At 61.0% G+C, this 24,502-nt stretch carries 25 protein-coding genes; 7 read left to right on the plus strand and 18 right to left on the minus strand.

Going from position 1 to position 24,502, the window contains the following annotated elements:
• The 7 genes from hscA to trmJ all read right to left on the minus strand — a co-directional run bounded on the left by hscA (nucleotide 1) and on the right by trmJ (nucleotide 5,869).
• The gene (gene hscA, locus OC537_RS07810; RefSeq protein ID WP_262110678.1) at nucleotides 1-1,863 is read right to left on the minus strand and encodes a Fe-S protein assembly chaperone HscA; all 1,863 of its coding nucleotides are present in this window, start codon (nucleotides 1,861-1,863) and stop codon (nucleotides 1-3) included.
• A 28-nt stretch (nucleotides 1,864-1,891) separates the two neighbouring features.
• Nucleotides 1,892-2,410, minus strand: coding sequence for a co-chaperone HscB (gene hscB / locus OC537_RS07815; protein ID WP_025327239.1), 519 nt, complete (start codon nucleotides 2,408-2,410; stop codon nucleotides 1,892-1,894).
• An 86-nt stretch (nucleotides 2,411-2,496) separates the two neighbouring features.
• Entirely contained in the window at nucleotides 2,497-2,820 is a 324-nt protein-coding gene (iscA, locus tag OC537_RS07820) for an iron-sulfur cluster assembly protein IscA (RefSeq protein WP_005324290.1), read from the minus strand.
• Between the two features lie 15 nt (nucleotides 2,821-2,835).
• Nucleotides 2,836-3,219: a Fe-S cluster assembly scaffold IscU gene (gene iscU / locus OC537_RS07825; protein WP_005299770.1), complete on the minus strand. Its 384-nt coding sequence runs from the start codon at nucleotides 3,217-3,219 to the stop codon at nucleotides 2,836-2,838.
• A gap of 54 nt (nucleotides 3,220-3,273) precedes the next feature.
• The gene (locus OC537_RS07830) at nucleotides 3,274-4,488 is read right to left on the minus strand and encodes an IscS subfamily cysteine desulfurase (RefSeq protein ID WP_106886576.1); all 1,215 of its coding nucleotides are present in this window, start codon (nucleotides 4,486-4,488) and stop codon (nucleotides 3,274-3,276) included.
• Nucleotides 4,489-4,540: 52 nt separating this feature from the next.
• Nucleotides 4,541-5,044 carry a Fe-S cluster assembly transcriptional regulator IscR gene (gene iscR, locus OC537_RS07835; RefSeq protein WP_025327241.1) on the minus strand — a complete coding sequence of 168 codons (504 nt, stop codon included), beginning with the start codon at nucleotides 5,042-5,044 and terminating at the stop codon, nucleotides 4,541-4,543.
• A gap of 93 nt (nucleotides 5,045-5,137) precedes the next feature.
• Nucleotides 5,138-5,869, minus strand: a complete 732-nt coding sequence (gene trmJ, locus OC537_RS07840) for a tRNA (cytosine(32)/uridine(32)-2'-O)-methyltransferase TrmJ (RefSeq protein WP_106886575.1) — start codon at nucleotides 5,867-5,869, stop codon at nucleotides 5,138-5,140.
• 184 nt (nucleotides 5,870-6,053) lie between these two features.
• Between trmJ and OC537_RS07845 the strand changes: the two genes are divergently transcribed.
• A complete protein-coding gene (locus OC537_RS07845; protein WP_106886574.1) occupies nucleotides 6,054-6,470 on the plus strand; it encodes a hypothetical protein in 417 nt (138 codons plus the stop codon).
• On the opposite strand, the gene OC537_RS07850 is transcribed toward OC537_RS07845, so the two are convergent.
• Nucleotides 6,435-6,950, minus strand: coding sequence for an SCP2 domain-containing protein (locus OC537_RS07850; protein WP_262110683.1), 516 nt, complete (start codon nucleotides 6,948-6,950; stop codon nucleotides 6,435-6,437). The two genes, OC537_RS07845 and OC537_RS07850, sit on opposite strands and share 36 nt — an antisense overlap.
• A 190-nt stretch (nucleotides 6,951-7,140) precedes the next feature.
• On the opposite strand from OC537_RS07850, the gene OC537_RS07855 reads away from it, so the two are divergent.
• A complete protein-coding gene (locus tag OC537_RS07855) occupies nucleotides 7,141-8,136 on the plus strand; it encodes a peptidase U32 family protein (protein WP_262110684.1) in 996 nt (331 codons plus the stop codon).
• 12 nt (nucleotides 8,137-8,148) lie between these two features.
• Nucleotides 8,149-9,021 (plus strand): U32 family peptidase, encoded by an 873-nt coding sequence (locus OC537_RS07860; protein ID WP_262110685.1) that lies wholly within the window; start codon nucleotides 8,149-8,151, stop codon nucleotides 9,019-9,021.
• Nucleotides 9,022-9,172: 151 nt separating this feature from the next.
• Here OC537_RS07860 and nlpI read toward each other — a convergent pair whose 3' ends face one another.
• From nlpI to queA, 7 genes are all read right to left on the minus strand, one after another.
• Complete coding sequence (gene nlpI / locus OC537_RS07865; protein ID WP_316044148.1) at nucleotides 9,173-10,105, minus strand: lipoprotein NlpI; 933 nt, start codon at nucleotides 10,103-10,105, stop codon at nucleotides 9,173-9,175.
• Between the two features lie 90 nt (nucleotides 10,106-10,195).
• Nucleotides 10,196-10,564: a rhodanese-like domain-containing protein gene (locus tag OC537_RS07870; protein ID WP_163137803.1), complete on the minus strand. Its 369-nt coding sequence runs from the start codon at nucleotides 10,562-10,564 to the stop codon at nucleotides 10,196-10,198.
• Between the two features lie 106 nt (nucleotides 10,565-10,670).
• Nucleotides 10,671-11,618, minus strand: a complete 948-nt coding sequence (secF, locus tag OC537_RS07875; RefSeq protein WP_262110686.1) for a protein translocase subunit SecF — start codon at nucleotides 11,616-11,618, stop codon at nucleotides 10,671-10,673.
• A 9-nt stretch (nucleotides 11,619-11,627) separates the two neighbouring features.
• Nucleotides 11,628-13,481, minus strand: coding sequence for a protein translocase subunit SecD (secD, locus tag OC537_RS07880; RefSeq protein ID WP_139745031.1), 1,854 nt, complete (start codon nucleotides 13,479-13,481; stop codon nucleotides 11,628-11,630).
• 18 nt (nucleotides 13,482-13,499) lie between these two features.
• Nucleotides 13,500-13,835 carry a preprotein translocase subunit YajC gene (gene yajC, locus OC537_RS07885; protein ID WP_025327251.1) on the minus strand — a complete coding sequence of 112 codons (336 nt, stop codon included), beginning with the start codon at nucleotides 13,833-13,835 and terminating at the stop codon, nucleotides 13,500-13,502.
• Nucleotides 13,836-13,885: 50 nt separating this feature from the next.
• Nucleotides 13,886-15,022: a tRNA guanosine(34) transglycosylase Tgt gene (gene tgt / locus OC537_RS07890; protein WP_025327252.1), complete on the minus strand. Its 1,137-nt coding sequence runs from the start codon at nucleotides 15,020-15,022 to the stop codon at nucleotides 13,886-13,888.
• A 117-nt stretch (nucleotides 15,023-15,139) separates the two neighbouring features.
• Nucleotides 15,140-16,192, minus strand: coding sequence for a tRNA preQ1(34) S-adenosylmethionine ribosyltransferase-isomerase QueA (queA, locus tag OC537_RS07895; RefSeq protein WP_262110687.1), 1,053 nt, complete (start codon nucleotides 16,190-16,192; stop codon nucleotides 15,140-15,142).
• A 276-nt stretch (nucleotides 16,193-16,468) separates the two neighbouring features.
• On the opposite strand from queA, the gene OC537_RS07900 reads away from it, so the two are divergent.
• The 3 genes from OC537_RS07900 (at nucleotide 16,469) to ahpF (ending at nucleotide 19,854) form a co-directional block, all read left to right on the plus strand.
• Nucleotides 16,469-16,915, plus strand: coding sequence for a CBS domain-containing protein (locus tag OC537_RS07900; RefSeq protein WP_106886567.1), 447 nt, complete (start codon nucleotides 16,469-16,471; stop codon nucleotides 16,913-16,915).
• A 644-nt stretch (nucleotides 16,916-17,559) separates the two neighbouring features.
• The gene (gene ahpC / locus OC537_RS07905; protein ID WP_005324327.1) at nucleotides 17,560-18,126 is read left to right on the plus strand and encodes an alkyl hydroperoxide reductase subunit C; all 567 of its coding nucleotides are present in this window, start codon (nucleotides 17,560-17,562) and stop codon (nucleotides 18,124-18,126) included.
• Nucleotides 18,127-18,267: 141 nt separating this feature from the next.
• The gene (gene ahpF, locus OC537_RS07910) at nucleotides 18,268-19,854 is read left to right on the plus strand and encodes an alkyl hydroperoxide reductase subunit F (protein WP_262110689.1); all 1,587 of its coding nucleotides are present in this window, start codon (nucleotides 18,268-18,270) and stop codon (nucleotides 19,852-19,854) included.
• 76 nt (nucleotides 19,855-19,930) lie between these two features.
• Here ahpF and OC537_RS07915 read toward each other — a convergent pair whose 3' ends face one another.
• A complete protein-coding gene (locus tag OC537_RS07915; RefSeq protein ID WP_262110691.1) occupies nucleotides 19,931-21,223 on the minus strand; it encodes an MFS transporter in 1,293 nt (430 codons plus the stop codon).
• Nucleotides 21,224-21,339: 116 nt separating this feature from the next.
• Between OC537_RS07915 and OC537_RS07920 the strand changes: the two genes are divergently transcribed.
• Complete coding sequence (locus tag OC537_RS07920; RefSeq protein WP_025327258.1) at nucleotides 21,340-21,585, plus strand: hypothetical protein; 246 nt, start codon at nucleotides 21,340-21,342, stop codon at nucleotides 21,583-21,585.
• Nucleotides 21,586-21,713: 128 nt separating this feature from the next.
• Here OC537_RS07920 and OC537_RS07925 read toward each other — a convergent pair whose 3' ends face one another.
• Nucleotides 21,714-23,270 (minus strand): sensor domain-containing diguanylate cyclase, encoded by a 1,557-nt coding sequence (locus tag OC537_RS07925; protein ID WP_262110692.1) that lies wholly within the window; start codon nucleotides 23,268-23,270, stop codon nucleotides 21,714-21,716.
• A gap of 343 nt (nucleotides 23,271-23,613) precedes the next feature.
• Nucleotides 23,614-24,363 carry a class I SAM-dependent methyltransferase gene (locus tag OC537_RS07930; RefSeq protein WP_171276311.1) on the minus strand — a complete coding sequence of 250 codons (750 nt, stop codon included), beginning with the start codon at nucleotides 24,361-24,363 and terminating at the stop codon, nucleotides 23,614-23,616.
• Nucleotides 24,364-24,502 lie beyond the last annotated feature (139 nt).

Below are 24,502 nucleotides of genomic sequence, written 5' to 3' on the forward strand. Positions count from 1 at the left end.
TTACACCTTGTTGACGTTTTGGCCGGTCAGCACCTTGCGAATGGAGGCATCCATGCGACGGGCCGCAAACTCGCCACTGACGGCATCCGCCGCCTCGATGGCATCTTTGATTTGGTTGGTTGTGCCTGTGGCACGCATGGCCAGCAGATGATGGATCGCGGTATCGATCTCGGCACGTTCGGCCGCGCTCAACAGCGCCTCGCCATCGGCGGCCAGCGCCGCATTGAGGCTCTCCACCACCCGATCGGCTTCGACCTGCTGCTCCGCCAGCATGCGGGCATCCATGTCCTGCTGGGCATTGGCGATGGAGGCGCTCAGCATGCTGAGGATGTCCTCTTCCGCCAAGCCATAGGAGGGCTTGACCTGGATCTCCGCCTGCACGCCGGAGGATTTCTCCATGGCGCTGACCGACAGCAGCCCGTCCGCATCCACCTGGAAGGTGACGCGAATGTGGGCGGCGCCGGCCGCCATGGGCGGAATGCCGGTCAGGGTGAAGCGGGCCAGGGAGCGGCAATCCGCCACCAGCTCGCGCTCTCCCTGCACCACGTGGATGGCCATGGCAGTCTGGCCATCCTTGAAGGTGGTGAACTCCTGGGCGCGGGCCACCGGTATGGTGGTGTTGCGCGGTATCACCTTCTCGGCGAGCCCTCCCATGGTTTCAAGACCCAGAGAGAGCGGGATCACGTCCAGCAGCAGCATCTCGGCATCGGGCTTGTTGCCCACCAGAATGTCGGCCTGGATGGCGGCGCCGATGGCGACCACCTTGTCCGGATCTATGCTGGTCAGGGGCGTACGCTGGAAGAACTCCCCCACCTGCTCGCGCACCAGCGGCACCCGGGTGGAGCCCCCTACCATCACCACTTCCAGCACTTCCACCTGCTCGAGCCCCGCATCGCGCAGGGCGCGGCGGCAGGCCAGCAGGGTGCGCTTGACCAGCGGCATGATGAGCTCGTCGAACTGGCTGCGGCTCACCTCCCCCTGCCAACCGGCAAAGGTGCAGGAAACGCGGTCGGCATCGGTCAGGCCGTGCTTGACCGCCGCCGCCACGTCCAGCAGCTCGCGCTGGGTGCGGGCATCGAGCTGGCCGCTCAGGCCGGCTTGCGCCTTGATCCAGTCCGCCAGCAGGTGATCGAAGTCATCGCCCCCCAGCGCCGAGTCGCCGCCGGTGGCCATCACCTCGAACACACCGCGATGCAGACGCAGGATGGAGATGTCGAAGGTGCCGCCACCGAGGTCATAGACGGCAATTACCCCTTCCTGACCGGAGTCGAGGCCGTAGGCGATGGCGGCGGCAGTGGGCTCGTTGAGCAGGCGCAGCACGTGCAGGCCGGCCAGACGAGCCGCATCCTTGGTGCCCTGGCGCTGGGCGTCGTCGAAATAGGCGGGCACAGTGATGACCACGCCATCGAGGTCGCCGCCGAGGGAGGCTGCGCCGCGCTCGGCCAGTTTTTTCAGGATCTCGGCCGAGACCTGCACCGGATTGACCAGCCCCTGGCGGGTCTGGATCTGGGGCATGCCGTTGCCGGCGGCCACGAACTCGTAAGGCTGCTGACGGGTATCCATGTCGGCCAGCGCCTTGCCCATCATCCGTTTGACCGAGACTATGGTGTTGTGGGGATCGAGGGCGGCTTCGCGCTTGGCGTCAAAGCCCACCCGGATGGCGTCGGCCTGGCTCCCGGCAGCTTGATAGTGCACCACAGAGGGCAGCAGATCGCGCCCTTGCTCGTCACAGAGGGTGTCGGCCTGGCCGCTGCGGACGGCGGCGACCAGGGAGTTGGTGGTGCCGAGATCGATGCCAACGGCACGTTTGTGCTGATGAGGCGCGGCGCTCTGGCCGGGCTCGGCGATTTGCAGTAATGCCATGGGTAATCACAATTCCAGCGTTAGAGGGTCAAGACTCGAACAGCGAGTCTTCGAATCGTTCCAGCTCCTCGAGGAGCTTGTCGACAAACTTGAGTTTGCGCACGCAATCGGCCGCCGTCAGATCTTCACCCGCGGTGAGGGCGTCGGTCAGCCGTTGCATCAGAGACTGGTGATCATGCCTGATCTCGCGACGAAAATCTTCGATGGCACGCTCAGGACTCGCATTCCCTTTCAGGTCAGCCAGACGCTCGCGCCACTCCAGCTGTTGCATCAGGAAAGAGGTGTCTTGCAGAGTCTGTTGCTCGCCTCGAATGTCGGTGCCGCGCAGGGAGAGCAGGTATTCGGCTCGGCGCAGGGGGGACTTGAGGGTAGTGAAGGCATCGTTGATCTGGGCGGCACGCTGCACCGCGGCCAACTGCTCCCGCTCGGGGGCGGTGGCAAAACGATCGGGGTGGAACCGGGTTTGCAACTGGCGGTAGGTGTCTGCCAGCTGGCGGGTATCGAGCTCGAAGCCCTCTGCCAGCCCGAACAGCTCGAAATGATTCATTCTGTGTCCTCAGACTCGAAGGCTAGTGCCTTGCTCAACATCCATCTTGAACGGCAAAGCCGGCAGCAGGCTGCCGGCTTCATCAATTAGACACTGAAGCTCTCGCCACAACCGCACTCGCCCTTGGCGTTCGGGTTGTTGAACTGGAAGCCCTCGTTGAGGCCCTCCTTGACGAAGTCCAGCTCGGTGCCATCCAGATGGATCAGGCTCTTGGCATCAACGATGATCTTGACACCGTTCTGCTCGAACACCTGATCCTCAGCGGCCAGCTCATCCACAAACTCGAGCACATAGGCAAGGCCAGAACAGCCGGTGGTCTTAACGCCGAGGCGCAGGCCTATGCCCTTGCCCCGGTTGGTTATGAAAGAGGAAACCCGTGCCGCTGCGGCATCTGTCATGGTAATGGCCATACTGCTCTCCGGACCTTAGAGACCTTTCTTCTGCTTGTAATCGGCGATGGCGGCCTTGATGGCATCCTCCGCCAGAATGGAGCAGTGGATCTTCACCGGTGGCAGGGCCAGCTCTTCGGCGATGTCGGTATTCTTGATGCCGGCGGCTTCGTCCAGGGTCTTGCCCTTGACCCACTCGGTCACCAGGGAGCTGGAGGCGATGGCGGAGCCACAGCCGTAGGTCTTGAACTTGGCGTCTTCGATGATGCCGTCGTCGCTGATCTTCAGTTGCAGCTTCATCACGTCGCCACAGGCCGGGGCGCCGACCATGCCGGTCGCGATGCTGGGATCGTTCTTGTCAAAACCACCGACGTTGCGGGGATTCTCGTAGTGGTCGATTACTTTTTCACTGTAAGCCATATCTAACTCCTGCTAATTCCGTTGTTCACCAAACACTTGCCACGCTGGCAAGGATCAGTGATGTGCCCATTCGACCGTGTTCAGATCGACGCCGTCCTTGAACATCTCCCACAGGGGGGACATCTCGCGCAGACGACCGATGGAGTCGCAGATGAGCTTGATTGCGTAGTCGATCTCTTCCTCTGTGGTGAAGCGACCGATGCTGAAACGGATGGAGCTGTGTGCCAGCTCGTCGTTCAGGCCCAGGGCGCGCAACACGTAGGAAGGTTCCAGGCTGGCCGAGGTACAGGCCGAACCGGAAGAGACAGCCAGATCCTTCAGCGCCATGATGAGGGATTCCCCTTCCACATAGGCGAAGCTGACGTTCAGGTTACCCGGGACACGATGGTCCAGATCGCCGTTGATATAGACTTCTTCGATATTCTTGATGCCGTTCCACAGACGCTGACGCAGGGCCATGATGTGCTGGCTCTCGCTCGCCATCTCTTCCTTGGCGATGCGGAAGGCCTCGCCCATGCCGACGATCTGGTGGGTCGCCAGGGTGCCGGAACGCATGCCGCGCTCATGACCACCACCGTGCATCTGGGCTTCCAGGCGGACCCGCGGCTTGCGGCGCACGTACAGGGCACCTATGCCCTTAGGACCGTATACCTTGTGGGCGGACATGGAGAGCAGATCCACTTTCAGCGCTTCCACGTCGACCGGGATCTTGCCCACGCTCTGGACCGCGTCCACGTGCAGCAGGATCTTGCGGGAGCGGCACAGCTCGCCGATGGCGGCGATATCTTGCACCACACCGATCTCGTTGTTGACGTGCATGATGCTGACCAGAATGGTGTCATCGCGCAGGGCGCCTTCGATCTGCTCCAGAGTAAACAGCCCGTTCGGCATCGGCTCGAGGTAGGTCACCTCGTAGCCTTCACGCTCCAGCTGACGGCAGGTGTCGAGCACCGCCTTGTGTTCGGTCTTGGAGGTGATGATGTGCTTGCCCTTGCCAGCATAGAAGTGGGCAATGCCCTTGATGGCCAGGTTGTTGGATTCGGTCGCGCCGGAGGTGAAGACGATCTCACGAGGATCTGCACCGATCAGCTCTGCCACTTGATTACGGGCCAGGTCCACCGCCTCTTCGGCCTGCCAGCCGAAACGGTGAGAGCGGGAGGCAGGATTGCCAAACAGGCCGTCCATGGTGAGGCACTGCATCATTTTTTCTGCGACACGCGGGTCCACCGGACAGGTTGCCGAATAATCAAGGTAAATAGGCAGTTTCATGTTTTTCTCCGTTACGACGGAGTCACACAGCGACTCGTCGTGGAAAGCACGTTTATAGTTGGACTTTCAAGCTCACATCACCGCGTTCTGCCCGGTCAACCAGGGACAACACGGTCTTCATTTGTTCATCTTGCTTGCCGGCGATGCGGCGCACATCGGCCTGGCCGACCAGCTCCGCCAGGGTGATGTCCCCCAGGAAACTGGAAATGCGCTCGCTCAAGTCACGCCACAGGGAGTGAGTCAGACACTGGGTACCGCCATGGCAGCCACCCTTGCCGAGACACTTGGTCGCATCGACCGACTCATCGACCGCAGTGATCACCTGACCCACCGAGATCTCGCCAGGGGCCAGGCCGAGGCGATAACCGCCGCCCGGGCCGCGCACGCTGCTCACCAGTCCATGCTTGCGCAGACGGGCAAACAGTTGTTCCAGATAGGACAAGGAGATGCCCTGGCGCTCTGAAATATCAGCCAGGGGAACGGGCCCCTGCTCTGCATGCAACGCCACGTCTAGCATGGCTGTCACAGCGTAACGTCCTTTTGAGGTCAGTCTCATATGCCTTACCGTCTTGCGAACAAATCAATATGGGCACATGGTCACATACCCGACTAAAACAGTCAAGTATATGGTTGAGTAAATCAGTCGGGATTAATCCTGCGGCCGGGCTTTCTGCACCGAGGTGAGAATGCCCCGCAATATATTCAATTCAACCACTTCCGGCCGGGCGCGATTGAACAGACGACGCAGCTTGCTCATCACATGACCGGGATGATCATCGGCGATGAAACCTGTCTTCTGCAGAGTCTGCTCCAGGTGTTGATAGAAGCCTTCCAACTGCTGCGCGCTGGGGTAATCGACCCGCTCCGCCTCTGCCGCTGTGTCAGTCTCCTGAGTCGCCAGCCAGTGCATGCGCACCTCGTAGCAGAGGGTCTGCACCGCCATGGCCAGATTGAGGGAGCTGTATTCGGGATTGGCCGGGATGGCCACGTGATAGTGGCATTTTTGCAGCTCATCGTTGGTGAGGCCGGTGCGTTCACGGCCAAACACCAGGGCGACCGGGTGCTTCACCCCTTCCGCTACCAGCTTCTCGCCCGCTTCGCGGGGATCCAGCATGGGCCAGCTCAGGGTGCGGGATCGGGCACTGGTGCCGATGACCAGGCCGCAATCGGCGATGGCGTCATCCAGCGTCGGGACTATGCGGGCATTGGCCAGCACATCGCTGGCCCCTGCCGCCAGGGCGATGGCATCGTCATCTGGCAAGGCTTGCGGATCAACCAACACCAGCTGCGTCAGCCCCATGGTCTTCATGGCTCTCGCCGCAGACCCCATGTTGCCGGTGTGAGAGGTGTTTACCAACACGATACGAATCTGATCCAACATGCCCAGTCAATCTTCAGTCAAAAATGGCGCGCAATTGTAACATAACCAATCGCTATTTTGGCACCGCTTCTGACCCTGCATTTCAGAACAAAAGTGATGGTTCGTATAACCAACCGGCCTGAAGGCGGGAAAAGAGAGGGCTAACCTTAGAGGGTCGAGCTGCATTACCCGGAGTCACCCTTTCATGCTGCCCCCCTGGATCTACGAACAACTGCCGCTGCTTTACCTGCTGCTCTCCGCCGTGCTGTGGTCCTTTGCCCACTCCCCACTGCTCTGGCTCGCGGCGACCCTGCTGTTTGCCGTGGGCGCCCTCATCTGGATGATGCGCTCCAACTACAGGCGCACCGATCTGGTCATCTATCCCGCCAAGCGCTGGCTGCAACCGGAGTGGTACTACGAGGCCCTGCCTTTCCTGTGGCTGGCACTCGGGCTGGTGCTGCTGCGCCTGCCTGACACCACGGCCCTGCTCGCCCTGCTCCCCTGCCTCTGGGCTGGCCGCTGCCTGTGGGCCCGGCGGCGTCACCGCCACCATACCCGGGGGCTGGCCCTGCAGCTGAGACGCGGCTCAGGCCATAGACGCGGGCAGCGGATCCTGCGCTGATCGCACCCGCTCTATCAGGGTGGCCAGATCCATCAGGGGATATTTCATCAGCCCGGGCAGCCCATCGAGGTCCAGGCTGTCCATCAGGTTCTTCACCTCAAGGCCCAGCTCGGTATCCCCTTCTATCTTCAGCCTGCGCTGGAAGAAGAGGGAGTCCGGATCCTCCTTGCGACCGGCAATCAGGATGAGATCCTGGCTGTTGCCGCTGAAGCAGACATCGGCTCGCTCGCATTCACGGGCCACCACCAGTTTTCCCGCTCGCTCGCTGACAAACCAGCAGAGCTCGAGATCCGACACCTCGACCTTGAGCCACTTGCCCGCCAGGAAGGCAAAGTCTCCATCCTGGATCGCCTCCTTGAATGCCTGCGCCAGCAAGGCCTCCATCAGGTTTTGCTGCAGGGTGAAGGGCACCAGCTTGAGGGGATGGCGCAAGAGACGAGGGGCCTGTTCGACCAGGCGGCGTTGCAGTTGATGAAACACGATAAACTCCCAGTTTTTTGCCCATTCAAACACAGTGCAATTATCAGGATCCTGTTGAAAATCAAACTTGTGCCGACTTACCTCAAGAAGGGTAAAGCCACCTAAAGCTGCCTCAGGTCAAAAAGCGGGGGCCCAAGCCTGCATACAATCGGGCCACTTTTTGCATTTTTGCCCTCTCGGAGCGTACCCGATGGAATTACTCTGCCCGGCAGGCAGCCTGCCGGCACTGAAGACAGCCGTGGATAACGGGGCCGATGCCGTCTATATCGGCTTCAAGGACGACACCAATGCCCGCCACTTCGCCGGGCTCAACTTCACGGACAGCAAGCTGGAAAGGGCGGTGGACTATGTGCACCAGCACGGTCGCAAGCTGCACATCGCCATCAACACCTTCGCCCACCCGGGCTCGGATGCCAGATGGAAGCAGGCGGTGGACAGAGGGGTGGCGCTCGGTGCCGATGCCCTGATCATCGCCGATCTCGCCGTGCTGGATTACGCCAGCCGCCATCATCCCGACATGGAGCTCCATGTCTCTGTCCAGGCCAGCGCCACCAACGCCGCCGCCATCCGCTTCTACCAGCAGCACTTCAACGTCGGCCGGGTGGTCTTGCCACGGGTGCTCTCCATGCACCAGGTCAGGCAGCTGGCCCGCGAAACCGACGTCGGCCTCGAGGTGTTCGCCTTCGGCAGCCTCTGCATCATGGCGGAGGGGCGCTGCTACCTCTCCTCCTACATGACCGGCGAGAGCCCCAATACCGTAGGCGCCTGCTCCCCCGCCAAGTTCGTGCGCTGGGAAGAGACCCCGAACGGCCTCGAGTCGCGGCTCAACGAGGTGCTGATCGACCGCTACGGCCCCGGGGAAAACGCCGGTTACCCGACCCTGTGCAAGGGGCGTTTCGAGGTGGATGGCCAGACCTATCACGCCCTGGAGGAGCCCACCAGTCTCAACACCCTCGGCTTGTTACCTGAGCTGTTCCAGACCGGGATCCAGTCGGTCAAGATCGAGGGTCGCCAGCGCAGCCCCGCCTACGTCGAACAGGTGACCCGGGTCTGGCGCGCCGCCATCGACGCCTATCAGGCCAACCCGAACGCCTACAGCGTCAAGAGCGAGTGGGACGCCCAGCTTGCCCGCGTCTCCGAGGGAAGCCAGACCACCCTCGGCGCCTATCATCGCCAGTGGCAATAAAAGGAGCACATCATGCAATTCTCTCTCGGGCCCCTGCTCTTCTACTGGCCCAAGGCCGATACCCAGGCCTTCTATGAGGCTGCGGCGCAGAGCCAGGCCGACATCATCTATCTGGGCGAGACGGTGTGCAGCAAGCGCCGTGAACTGAAAGGGGATGACTGGATTGCCCTGGCCCGCCAGGTGGCGAGCTCGGGCAAGCAGGCCGTGCTCTCCACTCTGGCGCTGATCTCGGCGCCGTCGGAACTCAAGGAGGTCAAGCGGCTGGTCGACAATGGCGATCTCATGGTCGAGGCCAACGATCTCGGCACAGTCCAGCTCGCCTGGGAGGCGGGGCTGCCCTTCGTCTGCGGCCCGGCCATCAATGCCTACAACGCCGAAGTGTTGCGCATGCTGCTTAAAAATGGGATGCGACGCTGGGTGATGCCGGTGGAGCTCTCCCGCGACTGGCTGGTGCAGCTCAATGAGGATCTGGGTAGCGCCCGCCAGCAGTTCGAGGTGGAGGTGTTCGCCTACGGCCACCTGCCGCTGGCCTATTCGGCGCGCTGCTTCACCGCCCGCTCCCTCGACAAGCCCAAGGACAACTGCGAGCTCGCCTGCATCCACTACCCCACAGGGCGCCTCGCCAGCAGCCGTGAGGGGCAGAAGGTGTTCAATCTCAACGGCATCCAGACCCAGTCCGGCTACTGCTACAACCTCGGCAACGAGCTCGAAGGCATGGCGGGACTGGTGGACGTGGTGCGCCTCTCCCCAGAAGGGATGGAGACACTCGACATGCTGGCCCGTTTCAAGGCCAACCAGCAGGGTCAGGCAACGCTGCCCCTGCAGCAGGAGCGGGACTGCAACGGTTACTGGCGGCAGATCCCCGGCATGAGCCTGGTGGAGTAATCAGGCGGGGACGGCCGCCACGGCTACCGGCACCAGAGGTCCCCGCATGAGCCTGGTGGAATGACAGTGGAGTGACACCCCGCATCCCCCAGCAACAGACAGCAAAAAGGCCTCATCAAGAGGCCTTTTTCACTGAGGGCTGATGCCCTTCTCACGCTTTGCTGTTTTTGCCCTGGGCACCCGGCGGCAAGGGCTTGCGCGCCATCAGCTCCAGCTCGAGCAGGGCATAGCGATGCTCGATGAAGTCATAGACGTTGTTGGCCAGCGCCAGCTTGAAGTAGCTGATGGCTTCCTTGCGGTTGCCCTTGGCCAGCTCGAACTTGCCGAGGTAGAAGTAGGTCTCGCACAGGCGCTCGGCGAGCTCCCGGTTGTCCTTCACTCCTTTCACCACGTTGCCCATCAGCTGGGTGGCGTTGATATCGCCGGTATAGAGGCGGACCAGATCCCAGTTCCAGGCGTCGTCGTCATACTTGTTCAGCCGCTCGCGCATCCGGCTCATGGCCGCCGGCCCGTTGAGCTTCTGCTCGGCCAGATAGAGCCAGATCACCCGGTAGGGATCTTCCGGCTGCGCCTCGTAGAAACGCTTCATGTCGGCGGTGGCAAGCTCGGGCCTATTGCCGTAATAGAGCGCTATGCCACGGTTGAGGTAGGCGTAATCGTAATCCGGGGCGAGCTCGAGAGCCGAATCGAATGCCTCATAGGCCTCGTCATAGTTCTGTTGCTGAACCAGATAGACACCGATGAAGTTGTAAGCCTCGGCAAAGTCGGGCTTCTCCCGCAGGGCGCGGTTGAAGTCGAGCCGAGCGAGGGAACGAAGGCCAACCCGGTCAAACACCACGGCACGCTCATAGAACAGCTCGGCGCGCTGTTCGGTCGTCAATTCCATTTCACTGAGCATCTGCCCGAGTCGCGCCAAGGCCAACTCGCTCTGGTAGGAGACCTGCAAGGGGGTCGCCAATACCAATGAAGCGGGTTGCGGCTTGGGAACTTGAGGCGCTGTAACCTGACTGCTACTGCTGCATCCCCACATGGGGAGCAACAACAGGATACCGGTGAGGTATCCAATCCCTATCCTGACGTTCAATGAACACTCCGACGCTTACGCTTGACCCCGCATATGGTAAAGGTCAACCGGCCTTTTGTCATGTGGCGCAACCCCTATCCCTCAAATAAATCAGGATTCGACAGGGTATCCGGCGTCACGCCAACCACGAAAGCCTCCATCGACGCTGACCACCCGGGAATACCCCATCTTTTGCAGGTTGTCCGCCGCCAGGATGGAGCGAAATCCCCCACCACAATAGAGGTAGAGTTCGGTGTCGGGATCGGGAAAACGGGTCTCGATGTCCCGCTCCATCACGCCGCGGCCAAGGTGTTCGGCCCCCGGCAGGTGCCCTTTCGCCCACTCGTTATCTTCCCGCACATCGATCAGGTGAAAAACACGGCCTTCTTCCTGCCAGCGCCTGATCTGGTGCACGTCGGTTTCCCGTATCTGCGGGCGAATGGCCTCTACCAGGGCCAGAAAACGGGGATTGTGTTGCATGGCTTGCTCCTTGCATTCTTGCAATGGGTCATGAGGATGGGTACTGGGGAGCATAATGACTCAGCCGCCCCCCAAGAGAAAGGGCGCCTTGTGGCGCCCTTGTCTGTTACGGCAGGATCTCTTGCTGATCCGCCCCTTCTTTTTCCACCTGGGTCGGCAGCATGTGCTCCCGCTTGACCCCGAAGAACATGGCAGAGGCACTCGCCACATAGATGGAGGAGTAGGTCCCGAAGGCCACCCCTATCACCATGGCGATGGCAAAACCGTGGATCAGCGGGCCGCCCTTGAGCAGCAGCGCCACCACCACCACGAAGGTCAACCCCGAGGTGATGATGGTCCGACTCAGGGTCTCGGTCATGGAGAGATCCATGATGAAGGCGGTATCCCCCTTGCGCACCTTGCGGAAGTTCTCCCGCACCCGGTCGAACACCACTATGGTGTCGTTCAGGGAGTAGCCCACCAGGGTCATCAGCGCCGCCAGCACGGTCAGGTCGAACTCGTACTGGAAGTAGGCGAAGATGCCGAGGGTGATGATGACGTCGTGCGCCAGGGAGAGGATGCCCCCCATCGCCAGACGCCATTCGAAGCGCACCGCCACGTAGGCCAGGATACAGAGGATGGAGGCCAGCATGGCCAGGGCACCATCTGTCGCCAGCTCGTCACCCACCGAAGGACCGACGAACTCGACCCGCTTGAGCACGGCGCCCTCGTCGATCAGCTTGGCGGCCGCCAGCACCTCGTTGCCCTGCTGCTCGACCTTGACCCCCTCTTGGGGGGCCATGCGCACCAGCACATCGCGGCTGGAGCCGAAGAATTGCAGGGTCGCCCCTTCAATCTTCTGCTGATCCAGCGCTTCGTGCATCTTGTCCAGGCTCACCGATTGCTGGAACCCCACCTCTATGGTGGTGCCCCCGGTAAAGTCCAGCCCCCAGTTCAGACCCCGATCGAACAGGCAGAACAGGGCAAGCATCGTCAGCAAGGCAGAGAACACCATTCCCGACTTGGCGAAACGCATGAAGGGGATGGGCTTTTCAAAATGTAGAATCTGAAACATGTCTCTTCCTTAGATCGGCAGCTTGTCGATGCGCCGTCCGCCCCAGGCCAGGTTGATGATGGCGCGGGATACAGTAATGGCCGTAAACATGGAGGCGGTCAGACCTATGCCCAGGGTCAGGGCGAAGCCCTTGATGGCGCCGGTGCCGATACCAAACAGGATCACACAGGTGATGAGCGAGGTGACGTTCGAGTCGGCGATGGTCGAGAAGGCGCGGTCGAAGCCCATGTGGATGGCTTGCTGCACCCCGCGGCCGTTGCGGATCTCTTCACGAATACGCTCGTAGATCAGCACGTTCGCATCCACCGCCATGCCCAGCGTCAGCACGATACCGGCGATACCCGGCAGTGTCATGGTGGCCCCGGGTATCATCGACATGATGCCGACGATCAGCACCAGGTTCATGGTGAGGGCCAGGTTGGCCACCCAACCGAACGCACGGTAGTAGATCCCCATGAACAGCACTATCACCAGCATGGCCCAGCCGATGGCTTCCATACCGCTGTCGATGTTCTGCTGACCCAGGCTCGGGCCTATGGTGCGCTCTTCGACTATCTGGATAGGGGCTATCAGGGCACCGGCACGCAGCAGCAGCGCCAGGTTGTGGGCTTCGTTGGCGTTGTCGATGCCGGTGATGCGGAACTGGCTGCCAAGGCGCGACTGGATGGTGGCGACGTTGATCACCTCCTCCTGCTTGCGGAACTTGCGCTTGCCGTCCGGACCGGGTTGACCCACCGGCTTGTACTCGATGAAGACGGTGGCCATGCCCTTACCAACGTTGTCCTTGGTAAAGTTGGCCATCTTGTTGCCACCCTGGCCATCGAGCTTGATGTTGACCTGGGGACGGCTGTATTCATCGAAACCGGACTGGGCACCCACTATGTGGTCACCGGTCAGGATCACGCGCTTTTGCAGCACCACGGGACGACCGTTGCGATCGTTGTAGACCTTGGAGCTCGGCGGCACCCGGCCCGCGGCAGCGGCCTGGATGTCGGCGGCCTCATCGACCATGTGGAACTCCAGGGTGGCGGTGGCCCCCAGGATCTCCTTGGCACGGGCGGTGTCCTGGATACCGGGCAGCTCCACCACGATGCGCTCGGCACCCTGCTGTTGTACCAGCGGCTCGGCCACACCCAGCTCGTTCACCCGGTTACGGATGATGGTGATGTTCTGCTCGAGGGCGTACTTCTTCACTTCCTTGATCTTGGCTTCACTCAGACCAGCCAGCAGGATGAAGTCATCCCCTTTCTGCTCTGTGGTGAAGGTGAGATCCGGATTCTGCCGACGCAGGAAAGAGGCCGCCTTGGCCTGATCGGCCTCCTCGCGGAACACCACCTGCACCTGATCACCGACCCGGCGCACGCCGGAGTAACGGATCTTCTGGGTGCGCAGCTCGGAGCGGAAATCCTGCACCATCTGCTCTTGCTGCTTGGTCAGCGCCTCGGCCATGTCCACTTCCATCAGGAAGTGCACACCACCGCGCAGGTCCAGACCCAGCTTGAGGGGAGCGGCGCCTATGGCTTCGAGCCAGGCAGGAGTGGAAGGTGCCAGGTTGAGGGCAGTGATGAAGTTGTCGCCCAGCTTGTTGGCGACGATGTCACGTGCCTTGAGCTGGTCTTCGGTATTGGTGAACCGGATCAGGATGAAACCGTGTTCGAACGCAGCATGTTTGACCGGGATCTGAGCCGCTTCGAGCGTCTCCTTCACCTGATCGAGCGTCTCTAGTTTGACTTCGGCACCACGACTGGCAGATACCTGCAAGGCCGGGTCTTCGCCGTAAAGATTGGGGGCTGCATATAGAAAACCGATGGCGATCACGACGATCACCATCAGGTATTTCCACAGCGGATAGCGATTTAACACGCTGTGCTCCTCGGGAGATTAAAGGGACTGGATAGAACCCTTGGGCAGAACGGCAGAGACGAAATCACGCTTGATGGTGACTTGGGTCTGATCGTTCAGGGCCAGCACTATGTAGTCGCTATCGGTGGAGACCTTGGCGATCTTGCCGACCAGGCCACCGGAGGTGAGCACTTCGTCACCCTTGGCCAGGGAGCTCATCAGATCGCGATGAGTCTTGGCGCGCTTGGCCTGGGGACGATAGATCATGAAATAGAAGATGAGGCCAAACACGGCCAGCATGATGATCATTTCCATGCCACCACCCTGTGCACCCGGAGCTGCGCCTTCTGCATACGCCTTGGAGATAATGCTCATTTAACAACCTCTTATTGATGTAGATTTGAAAACTAACTTATATGTCGTTGTTATTTCACGTCATTTTCAGTTAACGGAGGCACGGGCTTCCCTTGCCGACGGTAAAACTCAGTTACAAAGTCGTCTAATTTACCCTGCTCGATCGCGTCCCGCAAACCCTGCATCACACGCTGGTAATAACGCAGGTTATGAATGGTATTCAGACGGGCACCGAGGATCTCGTTGCACTTGTCCAGATGGTACAGATAGCTGCGGGTGTAGTTCTTGCAGGTGTAGCAGTCGCAGTCCGCATCCAGGGTGCTGGTATCCTCGCGATACTTGGCGTTGCGGATCTTGACCACGCCGTCCGTGGTGAACAGATGACCGTTGCGGGCGTTGCGGGTCGGCATCACGCAATCAAACATGTCGATGCCGCGGCGCACCCCTTCCACCAGATCTTCGGGCTTGCCCACCCCCATCAGGTAGCGCGGCTTGTCGGCCGGAATTTTCGGGCAGACGTGATCCAGGATGCGGTGCATGTCTTCCTTGGGCTCACCCACAGCCAGACCGCCGACCGCATAGCCGTCGAAGCCTATCTCCAGCAGGCCGTCCAGGGAGACATCCCGCAGCGGCTCGTAGACGGAGCCCTGGATGATGCCGAACAGGGCGTTCTTGTTGCCCAGGGCATCAAACTTGTCGCGGGAGCGCTTGGCCCAGCGCAGGGACATCTCCATGGACTTGCGCGCCTCTTCGTAGGTGGCCGGATAGGGCGTGCACTCGTCGAAGATCATCACGATGTCGGAGCCCAGATCGTACTGGATCTCCATGGATTTCTCGGGGTCGAGGAAGATCTTCTCGCCGTTGATGGGATGACGGAAATGCACCCCCTCTTCGGTTATCTTGCGAATGTGACCCAGGCTGAACACCTGGAAACCACCGGAGTCGGTGAGGATGGGGCCCTGCCAGTTCATGAAGTCATGCAGATCCCCGTGGGCGCGCATCACCGCCTGACCCGGTCGCAGCCAGAGGTGGAAGGTGTTGCCAAGCAGGATCTGGGCGCCGGTCTCGCGCACCTCTTCCGGGGTCATCCCCTTGACGGTGCCGTAAGTACCGACCGGCATGAAGGCCGGGGTCTGGACCACACCGCGCTCGAATACCAGCTGACCGCGACGGGCGCGACCATCTGTGGTTTTCAGTTCAAATTTCATTGCTACCTCGATTCAGTCAGAGAAACAGTCTGACAACGGAGGGCCCCATGGGCCCGATACAAGAAACCGGCCAGGATCCTGACAAGGAGTCCCTGAACGGCTTCTGAAGGGCGAGGCTTATACCTGCGCCCGGCGACGGGTGACGAACATGGCGTCCCCGTAGCTGAAGAAACGGTACTGCTCTTCCACCGCCGCCTGATAGGCCGCCATCACCTGATCGTACCCCGCAAAGGCGCTGACCAGCATGATCAGGGTCGATTCGGGCAGGTGGAAGTTGGTGACCATGGCATCGACAATCTGGAACTCGTAGCCCGGGAAGATGAAGATGTCGGTGTCGCTGAAGAAGGGCGCCAGCGGCTTGCCCTGGGCCAGAGTTACCTTGGCGGCGCTCTCCAGGGAGCGCACCGAGGTAGTGCCCACCGCAATCACTCGGCCACCCCGGGCCCGAGTCGCGTTGATGGCATCCACCACCTCCTGCGGCACTTCGGCATACTCGGAGTGCATGTGGTGATCTTCAATCTTGTCCACCCGCACCGGCTGGAAGGTCCCCGCCCCTACATGCAGGGTGACGAAGGCCGTTTCAACCCCCTTGGCGCGGATCTTTGCCAGCAGGGGCTCATCGAAGTGCAGCCCCGCGGTCGGCGCCGCCACGGCGCCCGGCTTCTGGTTGTAGACGGTCTGGTAGCGCTCCTTGTCGGCATCCTCGTCGGGCCTGTCGATATAGGGCGGCAGCGGCATGTGGCCTATGGCCTCCAGGATCTCAAGCACGGGGCGCGGGTCCAGGAAGTGGATCTCGAACAGGGCGTCGTGGCGGGCGCGCATCTCGGCCTCGACCCCACCATCAAGAATGAGACGGGTGCCGGGCTTGGGGGACTTGGAGGAGCGGACATGGGCAAGCACGCTATGCTCGTCCAGGATACGCTCCACCAGCACCTCCAGCTTGCCGCCGCTGGCCTTCTGGCCAAACATGCGTGCCGGAATGACCCGGGTGTTGTTGAACACCAGCAGGTCGCCCGGGTTGAGCTGGTCCAGCACATCCACAAATTGACCGTGGCGCAGGGCGCCGCTTTGACCATCGAGCTGCAACAGGCGGCTGGCGGTACGCTCTGCCATCGGATAGCGGGCAATCAGCTCGTCTGGCAGATCAAAATGAAAATCGGATACTTGCATCTTTCACCTCGGGGGAATCGGCGGCTAGTCTAGTTATCCCCCTCTTCCAAGGCAACCCAAAAGACCAAAAACCCAAGGCCGGCAAGGGATAGCGCTCTTTTTGTGAGCCTTGTGGGCCCTGGACGCGCCGACACGGGCGCTTGGGCGCCAATTTGTGCCCCGCAGCGCCCACAGCCCCCTGGGTTAATGATTCTTTAATGATCTGTATTGACCCTGATCAGGTTCCACGGCCAGGAGCTGAGCTAGGGTGAGATCAGAGACACAAGGAGGCCCACCATGATGACCCTGACTGAAATCATGACAGAACACCCCTTCACCCTGGGGCCGCAGAACAGCGTCAAGCAGGCGATGGAGCTGATGCAGCAGGAGCAGATCCGCCACATCCCCATCGTCGACGAGCACCAGCATCTGCTGGGACTGGTCACCCTCTCCGACATCCTGGCCACCCGCGAGTCCAAGCTGCTGCTGATCAATCCGGAGCGAGAGGCAGAGTTCACCGACAGCGTCCAGCTCGACGAGATCATGACCCGCCAGGTGGCGAGCGTGGATCCCCACGCCGGCATCAAGGAGGCAGCCCTCTACCTGCAGCGCCACAAATATGGTTGCCTGCCGGTGGTGCGGGGACGCAAGCTGGTGGGCATAGTCACTGAGTCGGATTTCATCACAGTGGCCATCAATCTGCTGGAACTGATGGAAGAGCAGGAGCCGCCCTCCGATTTCTGATCACCAAAAATTGTAATAAAATTACAATAAAAGCGTTTTCAGCCTAATTAACCGGCTAAATAACTGAAACACTTTCAGTTTGATTGAAAAATTACACCACAAACTTGCTTTGTGATCTTCATCACACTATGATGCCGTCCATGCAATAGTTGCCGAAGAGGAGATGAGGATTGTGCACCCGATGTCTTCTCTTCATATGTCTGCAAGTTTGCACACCCCGTAGTTAGTCTTTGCTGTAAAGCATTTTTATATCGCCATTCCTTGTTTGATGACCCGGCCCTGTCTGTGCGACGGCGCCGGGATTTTTTTTGCCCGTCTCTCATGCTCTCTCCCCCCTGTCCCGACGCGCCTTCAATACTCCTCTCGCCCCTCTGGCATAAAACAAGTTCCCATCCGGGACTTGAAAATGTGACATGGAGGACAGAAATTGAACTTCGACAATGAGTTATCTCTGAAGGCCTGAGATATTCATGTTAGGTACAGTTGCGATGGGCTATCTAATAAGTAGATTTAAGTGATTCAAAATTGTGGCTTTGACCGATTAGAGAAAAGCCCTATGATGCCTCCATCGAAAGTTAAGCGCCTCGCCTGGCCAAGCACTTTACGACCAGACGGGCATATGTACATCACCAAGGAGCAAATACATGTCTACCTATATCAACACTGAAATCAAGCCGTTCAACGCTACCGCCTACCACAATGGCAAATTCGTTCAGGTGTCTGACGCTGACCTGAAAGGCAAGTGGTCCGTGGTGTTCTTCTACCCGGCTGACTTCACCTTCGTTTGCCCGACCGAGCTGGGCGATCTGGCTGACAACTACGCTGCCTTCAAGAAGCTGGGCGTCGAGATCTACGCCGTCTCCACCGACACCCACTTCACTCACAAGGCTTGGCACGACACTTCTGACACCATCAAGAAGATCCAGTACCCGATGATCGGCGACCCGACCGGCACCATCACCCGCAACTTCGGCGTGATGATCGAAGAAGCTGGCCTGGCTGACCGCGGTACCTTCGTCATCGACCCGCAAGGCGTCATCCAGATCGTTGAAATCAACGCCGGCGGTATCGGCCGTGACGCTCTGGAACTGCTGCGCAAGGTCAAGGCTGCCCAGTACGTTGCCGCCCACCCGGGTGAAGTGTGCCCGGCCAAATGGCAAGAAGGCGATGCCACCCTGGCCCCGTCCCTGGATCTGGTAGGCAAAATCTAAGCCTCCTGCTCTCCAAGACCGGCCCACTCAAGGGCCGGTCTGCTTTCTGGCCCAGCGCTTCCTGCATTCACTGTTTTTTGCATCCAGTGCTTTCTGTATTCATGAATAGTGCCGACCGCCATAACAAGAAGGAATTCGACCATGTTAGATACCAACCTCAAACAACAACTCAACGGTTACTTGCAGTACATCGTCAATCCCATCGAGATCAGCGTGTCCGGCAATGACAGCGACAAATCCGCAGAGCTCCTGGCATTGGCCAACGAGATAGCCGAGATGTCCCCCAAGATTTCCATGACCGATGGCACCGCCGCTCGCAAGCCTTCCATGAGCGTGGCGCCACAAGGCCAGGCACCGCGCGTGCATTTTGCCGGCATCCCCATGGGTCATGAATTTACCTCCCTGGTGCTCGCCCTGCTGCAAAGCGGCGGTCACCCCTCCAAGGCCGATCCGGCCGTGCTGGAGCAGGTCAAGAACCTGAAGGGCGAGTTCCACTTCGAGACCTATATCTCCCTCTCCTGCCACAACTGCCCGGACGTGGTGCAGGCCCTGAACCTGATGGCCACCCTGAACCCCGGCATCACCCACACCATGATCGACGGTGCCCTGTTCCTGGATGAGGTGAACGAGCGCCAGATCATGGCGGTGCCGAACGTCTACCTGAACGGCCAGCCGTTCAGCCAGGGTCGCACCTCGCTCGAAGAGATAGTCGCCAAGCTCGATACCGGCGCGGCCGAGCGCAAGGCCGCAGAGCTGAGCGAAAAAGCCCCCTATGACGTGCTGGTGGTCGGCGGTGGCCCGGCTGGTGCTGCAGCCGCCATCTATGCCGCCCGCAAGGGGATCCGCACCGCCATCGTCGCCGAGCGCTTCGGCGGCCAGGTGATGGACACCGTCGGCATAGAGAACTTCATCTCAGTGCCCTACACCGAGGGCCCCAAGCTGGCTGCCAGCCTGGAGCAACACGTCAAGCAGTACGGCGTGGAAGTGATCACCGAGCAGCGCGCCGCCGCCATCAGCAAGGATGGCTATGTGAACGTGGAGCTGGCCTCCGGCGCCACCTTGAAGAGCCGCGCCGTGATCCTGGCGACCGGTGCCCGCTGGCGCGATCTGAACGTACCTGGCGAGCTCGAGTACCGCACCAAGGGCGTGGCCTACTGCCCCCACTGCGACGGTCCCTTCTTCAAGGGCAAGCGGGTGGCGGTGATAGGTGGCGGTAACTCCGGCATAGAGGCGGCCATCGACTTGGCCGGCATCGTCGAGCACGTCACAGTGGTGGAGTTCGCCGATACCCTGCGCGCCGACGAGGTGCTGCAGAAGAAGGCTCGCTCCATGGGCAACATCGACATCATCATGAGCGCCCGCACCACCGAAGTGATAGGTGACGGCAGCAAGGTGGTGGGCATGGACTACGAGGATCGCACCACGGGCGAGATCAAGCACCTGGCGGTAGCGGGCATCTTCGTGCAGATAGGTCTGGTACCGAACACCGAGTTCCTGAAGGGGAGCGAGGTGGCCCTGACCCGCTTTGGCGAGATCGAGATCGACACCAAGGGCGCTACCTCCCTGCCCGGCGTCTATGCCGCAGGGGACGCCACCACAGTGCCGTTCAAGCAGATCATCATCTCCATGGGCGCCGGTGCCACCGCAGCCCTGGGTGCCTTCGATTACCTTATCCGCAATGCGGCCCCTGAGGCTCATGCCGTCAAAGCCGACGCCGTGACCGCCTGATAACGGCCTTAGCACCAACAAGAAGCCGACTCCCTGGGAGTCGGCTTTTTTATGCGCGTCTTCGGGCAGGCGGCTCTCAGCGAGCCTGCGGCTCCTCCACATCCTCCACCTCGGGCGTGGCATAGGTCGCGGGCACCGCCTCCCCTTCCAGATCCGTTCTCGGCTCCAGCTCGGCGGTCATGGGGGTATTGGGCGGCACCGGCATGAACACCTGGTGCTCGGCCAGGGGGATGGGCGCCCGCTGCCGCCTGCGCCAGCCCAGATAGCCCGCCAGCAGGGCACCGCACAGGGCGAAGTAGACGAACAGCCCCTCTGACCCGAACTGCAGCATGACGAAGGGGGCCAGCAGCGGCCCTATCATGGCCCCCAGGCTGTAGGCGAGCAGCAGCCCCTGATTGGCCCCCAGCACCTGATCCGGGCGCAGCTCGTCGCAGGCGTGACTCAGGCTCAAGGGATAGATGGAAAACGCCATCCCTCCCAGCAGGAACACCAGGGCCCCCGCGATCGGCTCGCGCCAGCCCTCGGGCAACAACACCATCAGCAGGGCGAGCAGGGTCAGCGCTGCGCACAGCAGCAGGATCACCAGCCGCCTGTCATAGCGGTCAGATATCCGCCCTATGGGGTATTGCAGGCACATGCCCCCCAGGATCACCAGCGCCATCATGTCCGCCACCCGCGAGAGCGAGGCACCGCTGTCGGTAAAATAGAGCGGCAGCAGGCCGTAGATGGCCCCGAGGATGAGGCCCGAGGTGAAGCTGCTACCCATCCCCGCCGGAGTGAGCCGAACAAGCTCCAGCACCCCCACCGGCTGGGGCGCCACCATGGCAGGAGTGGCCACCCGGGAGAGGGCGAGCGGCACCACCGACAGGGTGGCGGCCATGGCGCACAGGGCAAAGGGGGTCAACACCATGGGATCCACCCACTTGAGCAGCAACTGGCCCATGGCCAGGGATCCGTAGAGCAGTATCATGTAGAGGGACATCAGCCGTCCCCGGTTGGCCGGGGTGCTGGAGACCAGCATCCAGGACTCCAGTACCACGAAGAGGCCACCGGTGGCAAAGCCCCCCACCAGCCGCAGCGCCGCCCAAGCGATGGGCTCCACCACCATGCCGTGCAGCAGGAACAGGAAACAGAGCAGGGAGGCGTAGGCCGCATAGGCCCGGATATGGCCCACCCGTATGATGAGGCGGGCGTTGATGAAGGCCCCCAGCACCAGGCCCCCGAAATAGGCCGCCGACACCAGGCCGATGGCCTGCACCGAGACCTGCTCTGCCGAGAGGCGCACCGTCAGCAGGGTATTGAACATGCCGTGACCCAGAATGAAGATCACCAGACTGGTCAGGGGTGACAGCAACCTTGTGAGTGTCATGACGCCTCCTCGTGACGAAAAGATCATGGTAGCGTCTGTTTCTTGCCCGGTTCAACCCAATAGTCCCGGTCCTGTGGGGCTATTCTTAACGGGATCCCATCAAGGAGGTCGTCAAAATGAGACTCATGCTGTTGTTGGCCGCCCTGCTCTTCGCCGGGAGCGCCATCGCCTTTCACTGCCCCATGGACATGAAGAAGATTGATGATGCCCTGGCCACGAACCCCGCCCTCAGTGCCGAGAAACTGGCCGAGGTGAAGCAGCTAAGGGCCGAAGGAGAGACCCTGCATAACGCGGGCAAGCATCAGGAATCCGTCGATACCCTGGCCAAAGCCATGGCCATCCTGGGCATAGACCAGGGCTAAGGTCGCAAGGCCTCCTCGCGACTGTCTGCTTCGCAGCACAGCCAAACTAGGTACCCAGGAAATAACAAAGGCCCTCGCCGTGAACGACGAGGGCCTTGTCATGAGAGAGACGCCAGCAGCCAGGGCGCTCACTCCTCGCTGCGATGAATGCGGTTCTTGCCGGCCCGTTTGGCTTGATACATGGCCTTGTCGACCAGGGTCATCAGCGCCTCGGGGGTACGGCCCCGGCTTTCGCCTATGCCGGCACTGAAGGTGACCCTCATCCCCTTCTCCCGCCATTTCAGCTCACTGAGCCGGCAGCGCCACAGCTCCATCAACCCCTCGGCCTGCGCCAGCGAGTGTTGCTCGAAGAGGGCGACCAGCTCCTCGCCACCGTAACGACACAGGGAAACCCCCTCCCCCAGCAACTCCCGTCCCAGCTCGACACTGCGGCACAGCGCCGCATCACCGCCGGCATGACCATAGACGTCGTTAAGCTGCTTGAAATTGTCCAGATCGACCAAGGCCAGGACGACACTGCGCCCCTCCTGGTGCAACTGGCGCAGCCGCTGATCCAGGAAGCGCCGATTATAGCTGCCGGTGAGCGCGTCCCTGTGGGCCAGGTCAAAGGACTCTTGCAGGTGATCGGACACCTGATCCAGCTCCTGATCCAGCAAGGCCATCTCAGGGAAGGAGGGCAAGGCACTCACCGGCCGGGGCTCGCGCGCACCGGCGCCGAGTCGGCGGATGCGGCTCGCCAGACTGTCGATGAGTACCAGCAAACGCAGGCGAAAGAAGGCCGACATTGTGATGAAGAGGGCGCAGGCAACGGCCAGCAGCCCCAGCGCCAGGCTGCCCCCGATGACGGCAACCGAATCCCGCCTTGGCTGTACAGTGATGGCCATCCAGTGCTCCCTGTCTGGCAGGGTACCGTAAGCCACATATTCGTTGCTCATCTCCTCGTAGAAAGAGCCTGATTGCGCCGTCAGGCGCGCCAGCCAGGGAGCCTGCAAGATCTGGCCGTTGTAGGCCGACTGCGAGCTCACCAGGATCTGGTTGGTGCGGCGGTCAATCACCATGTGGCTCACGGCGTTGTCCCCATAGAGCATGTCCCTGAGCATCTGGGACCACTGTGCGACGTTCACATCGATGCCGATGACCCGCTCACCCTGCTGCTGGTCATCGGGCAGGCGATGGGCCAGGGTCAGAATATGATCGCCCGTCAAAATGTCCTGATAGGCCGGTGTCCAGTAGAAGGCGCGCGACGCCAGCGCTCCCTTGAACCAGGCGCGGGAGTCCACATTGACCTTGGCATTCACCCAGGCCAGATCCGCCTCTTCGCTGCCGGAGAAGAAATAGCCATTCGAATCGGCATGAAAAATCAGCATCACCAGGGGATCCAGGGCCGTCATCTTCCCCCAGCGCTCGCGATAGGCCTCCCGGGTTCTGGAGGAGGAGAGCACTGGGGTCAGTGCATCCGCAGTGACTTCGACAGACATCAGCTGCTCGAGGTGATCGAGCATCCTGGCTTCGGTCACCACCGCCATGCCGTTGAGGCTGACCAGCTTCTGCTCCACCACCACCCCGTGGTTGTAGACGGAGAGGGCGAACATGCCGCCGATCCCGAGCAGCATCGGCAAGGCCAGCAGCCAGAGATAGCCCGTAATGAAGGTGAAATTTTTCTGCGTGCGTCTGAAGGTCAACATACCCTGGGTCCTGCTCAATACCCCGCTGTTTGCCCTGCAAGACAGGCATGGCCACATCGGAAGGCGCGCAGTATGCCGCCAGTCCTTCAGGGAGGGCGACTCTTTTCACGGCCTTGTTCAAGCACGATTCAGGCAGATTTTCGGCGAAATTAGGTTTTATCAGGGGAAACAGAGAGATGCGGTCTATTTTCTGAGCAAAAAAACAGTCGGCAACGCCAGTGTGTCGTTTTCTGCGATTAGAGAACGGGAGCCAAGGGAGCATGCCTTTTGCGCCGACTGTCACCAGTCCACACAACTGGGCATGCCCCCTGCCCCGTCGCCTTCATTTTCTGCATGGGCCCCGTTACACCCGGCCGCTGTAGACCAGGGTGCAATAGTTGAAAGAGACCCTGCCGCCCACCGCATTTCGGCCAAATTCGCGGCGGATGAGCGCCGTCATCTGCTCATGGGCCGGGGTGCCGACGGCGGGGGCATAGGAGGAGGAGTTGAGCCGCCCCAGCACGCCGTCCAGATCGAACAGTTGGCGGTTTTCGAAGCGATCTAGCCGATACTCCCCCTCGAAGAAGGCACTAAAGTCGTGCTCGCCGAGGTTGCGATGATTGACCTCCTCGTAATCCCCGGAATAGGCGTGCAACCCCTCCTCATAGGCCCTGAGAAAGGGGGTGTCGGTCAGCCTGTCATTCCAGATGAGGGCGACCCGGCCACCGGGTCTGAGCAGGCGCTGGCACTCCTGCCGAAAGGCCACGCGATCGAACCAGTGAAACGCCTGGGCGACAGTGACCAGATCCACCGAGCCCGTCGGCAGCCCGGTGGCCTCCGCACTGCCGTGAGACCAGCCGATGTTGCCCACATCCGCCAGCAGTCGCCTCGCGGCGGCTCGCATCTCGTCATTGGGCTCCACCGCCCAGACCCGCGCCACCCGGGGTGCGAGCAGGGCGGTCAGGATGCCGGTGCCCGCCCCTATGTCGGCCACCTGGGCCTCTGGCCCCATGGCAAGCTCGCCAGCCAGAAAGTCCAGCATGGCCGCCGGATAACCGGGGCGGTACTTCACATAGGCCTCGACCCGGGTCGAGAATCGCTGGGTACTGTCCATCGCGCACACCTCTCTTGTCATTGACGGGGCATAGGGTCGCCCTGCCTGTCGCTCTGCACGCCAAACCGGGCGGCCCGGATCCCTATGCCACTACACTTGACGACATCATGCAACTCCCCGGCTGGCAACAGACGGCGCC

Source organism: Aeromonas sp. Marseille-Q5825, from assembly GCF_946892685.1.
GTDB classification, from domain to species: domain Bacteria; phylum Pseudomonadota; class Gammaproteobacteria; order Enterobacterales; family Aeromonadaceae; genus Aeromonas; species Aeromonas rivipollensis.